Annotated in this window: 2 protein-coding genes; both read right to left on the bottom strand. The window is 73.4% G+C overall.

Translation table 11 applies throughout. The features are described 5' to 3' along the window. A partial coding sequence (gene araA, locus EF918_RS33920; RefSeq protein WP_260610941.1) for an L-arabinose isomerase occupies positions 1-1,381 on the bottom strand: 1,381 nt, incomplete at its 3' end. Positions 1,382-1,454: 73 nt separating this feature from the next. Beyond that, on the bottom strand, positions 1,455-3,182 hold the full coding sequence (gene araB / locus EF918_RS33915; RefSeq protein ID WP_185922059.1) for a ribulokinase: 1,728 nt from the start codon (positions 3,180-3,182) through the stop codon (positions 1,455-1,457). Positions 3,183-3,516 lie beyond the last annotated feature (334 nt).

Below are 3,516 nucleotides of genomic sequence, written 5' to 3'. Positions count from 1 at the left end.
ACGGACCGGGTCCTCGCGTCCGCCGATGCCGAGGGGGTGGATCTCGCAGCTGGGCGTGGCCGTCGTGAGGGAGGGGCAGACCTCCAGCATGTGCGCACCGAGGACGAGTTCGCGGCCGGGGGTGAGGCTCGGGCGGGGCGACGACGTCGACGTGGTTGGCGACGAGGCGGAACCGGTCGCCCATGTCCGCGAGACCGACGACGACGGCCGGACCGGGGTCGGCGTCGAAGACGAGACGGACCGGGTCCTCGCGTCCGCCGATGCCGAGGGGGTGGATCTCGCAGCTGGGCGTGGCCGTCGTGAGGGAGGGGCAGACCTCCAGCATGTGCGCACCGAGGACGAGTTCGCGGCCGGGGGTGAGGTCGTAGGTGTAGTCCTCCATGAACGAGGTGCCGCCGGGCAGGCCGTGGGCCATCGTCTTGAGGGTGCGCAGCAAGGTGGCGGTCTTCCAGTCGCCCTCGCCGCCGAAGCCGTAGCCGTCCGCCATCAGGCGCTGCACGGCGAGGCCGGGGAGCTGGCGCAGGCCGCCGAGGTCCTGGAAGTTGGTGGTGAAGGCGCGGAACCCGCCCTCCGTGAGGAAGGCGCGCAGGCCGGCTTCGATGCGTGCGGCGTAGCGCAGGGAGGCGTGGCGCTCGCCGCCCGGACGCAGCTCGGGTGCGAGGGCGTAGAGGTCCTGGTACTCCTTGACGAGGGCGGTCACGGTGTCCTCGGGGGCGGAGTCGACCGCGGCGACGAGGTCGTTGACGCCGTAGGTGTTGACCGAGACCCCGAACCGCAGTTGCGCCTCGACCTTGTCGCCTTCGGTGACGGCGACGTCGCGCATGTTGTCGCCGAAACGGGCGAGGGTGAGGGTGGTCAGTTCGCAGCGGCCGACGGCCGCGCGGGCCCATCCGGCGATGCGGTCGACGACTTCGGGGGTGGAGACGTGGCCGGCCACGGTCTTGCGCGGGACACCGAGGCGGGTCTGGACGAAGCCGAACTCGCGGTCGCCGTGGGCGGCCTGGTTCAGGTTCATGAAGGCCATGTCGATGGTGGACCAGGGCAGTTGGCGGTTGGCCTGGGTGTGCAGGTGCAGCAGGGGCTTGCTCAGGGCGTCGAGGCCGGCGATCCACATCTTGGCCGGGGAGAAGGTGTGCATCCAGGCGATCAGGCCGATGCAGCGGTCGTCGGCGTTGGCCTCCAGGCAGACCGCGCGGATGGCGGCCGCGTCGGTGAGGACGGGCTTCCACACGAGGCGGACGGTCAACTGGGGCCGGGTGGCGAGGATGTGGCAGAGGGCGCGGGACTGGTCGGCGACCTGGGCGAGGGTGTCGTCGCCGTAGAGGGACTGGCTGCCGGTGAGGAACCAGATCTCGCGATCGGCCTGGTTTTCGGGCGTCATGTCGGGTGTGCTCCTCGGAGGTGCTCGGGCGGAGGGGTGGGGCCGATGGAGGCGGGGCCGGGTGGTGATCCGGTCAGTCGGCGGTGGCGCGGCGTGCGGTGTTGCGGATCCGGCGCAGGCGGTGCAGGAGCAGGTCCGTGCCGGTGCCGAAGTGGTCGTGCAGGGCGCGGTATTCGCTGAACAGGGCGTCGTAGGCGTCCGCCCGGGCGGGGTCGGGGACGTACGCGTGGCGCTGGACGCTGCCCATGACGGAGGCGGCGGAACGGACGTCGGGGTAGGCGCCCGCGGCCACGGCGGCGTGAATGGCCGAGCCGAGCGCCGGCCCCTGGTCGGAGGTGCCGAGGGAGACGGGGCGGCGGAGCACGTCGGCGTGGATCTGCATGAGCAGCGCGTTCTTCTTCAGGCCGCCGGTGACGATGAACTCCTCGACGGGGATCCCGGCGCCCTCGAAGGTCTCGACGATCATCCGGGTGCCGTAGGCGGTGGACTCGAGCAGGGCCCGGTAGACGTCTTCGGGCCGGGTGTCGAGGGTGAGGCCGGCGATGACTCCGGAGAGGTGGTGGTCGACCAAGGGGGAGCGGTTGCCGTTCATCCAGTCCAGGGCGACCAGACCGTGCGCGCCGACCGGGGCGGCCGCGGCCTTGCGGGTCAGGAGCTGGTGGAGGTCCTCGTCGGAAGCCGCCGCCTCGGACCGGTAGCGGTCCGGGACGCCCTGCCGGAGCCACCAGGCGAAGATGTCACCGACCGCGCTCTGGCCGGCCTCGTAGCCGTAGGCGCCCTCGACGATGCCGCCGTCGACGACCCCGCAGATGCCGGGGACCTCGGCGAGCGTGGCGGCGTTGAGGACGTGGCAGGTGGAGGTGCCCATGATGGCGAGCATCCGCCCGTTCTCGACGGCGCCGGCCGCGGGCGCGGCCACGTGGGCGTCGACGTTTCCGGCGGCGACGGCGATGCCCTCGGGCAGGCCGGTCCAGCGCGCGGCCCGCCCGCTCAGTGCGCCGACGCGGGAGCCCAGGGGTGCCAGCGGGTGCTCCAGGCGCGTGGCGGGGAAGTCGGCGAAGTCCGGGTGGAGTCGGGCGAGGAAGGCGGGGGACGGGTACGCGCCGTCCTGGTGGATGCCCTTGTAGCCGGCGGTGCAGGTGTTGCGGGACTCGGTGCCGGTCAGCTGCCAGACGATCCAGTCGGCCGCCTCGATCCAGCGGGCGCAGGCGGCGAAGACGGCCGGGTCCTCCTCCAGGACCTGCAGGGCCTTGGCGTACTGCCACTCGGCGGAGATCCTGCCGCCGTACCGTGAGATCCACTTCTCGCCGCGGGCGTGGGCGAGGGCGTTGATGCGGTCGGCCTGCCCCTGGGCGGCGTGGTGCTTCCACAACTTGGGCCAGGCGTGCGGGCGGTCGGCCCACTCGGGCACGAGGGCGAGCGGGGTGCCGTCGGGGGTGGTCGGCAGGACCGTGCACGCGGTGAAGTCGGTGGCGATGCCGATGACCCGGCCCGGGGCGATGCCGGCGTCGGCGACCGCCGCCGGAACGGCGGTGCGCAGGACGTCGCGCCAGTCCTCCGGGTGCTGCAGGGCCCAGTCGGGGGGCAGGGGGACACCGGTGGAGGGAAGGCGGTCCTCGACGACGGCGTGGCGGTACGCGTGGACCGCCGCACCGAGCTCGGCACCGTCCCGGACCCTGACCACGACGGCGCGCCCGGAGAGGGTGCCGAAGTCGACACCGACGGTGCAGGCCTCGGGATGGTGACGGGGTGTGGGAACGGAAGGCGCGTGTGGGGTCACGATGCGGTTCTCTCTCGTCATGAGCAGCGGCCGGAGAAGCCCTCTGATTGTTAACGCTCACAATTCCGTGGGACAAGAGCTGGGGACAGGTCTGTCGGGCCGAGATCGCGGCGAGGTGCGGTGGCAGGGCGGGCCTCGCGGCCGCAGGGGGATGTCGGGCCGGTCGCGGCCCGGGCCCCGACCGGCCGGGGCCCCGACCGGCCCGACAGGCGGCGGGGGCGGTGGTGAGGGTCGCGGGCCGGGCGGTCGGTGCCGGCACCGGGACCGGCGGATCGGTGGCCGCCCGCCGCCGGCCGCCGAACGGCCGGCACGAGGTGGCCGGTTGTGCCGGCGGGAGGTGGGAGGGGCGCCGGCG

Origin of the sequence: Streptomyces sp. WAC06614, assembly GCF_003949795.1 — a bacterium.
Taxonomy (GTDB): domain Bacteria; phylum Actinomycetota; class Actinomycetes; order Streptomycetales; family Streptomycetaceae; genus Streptomyces.
This window is presented reverse-complemented; position numbering and strand designations above follow the sequence as displayed.

What these genes read in the sequence shown, in the direction of transcription:
- araB (WP_185922059.1), bottom strand. Translation starts at nt 3,182, where the DNA reads ATGACGAGAGAGAACCGCATCGTGACCCCACACGCGCCTTCCGTTCCC.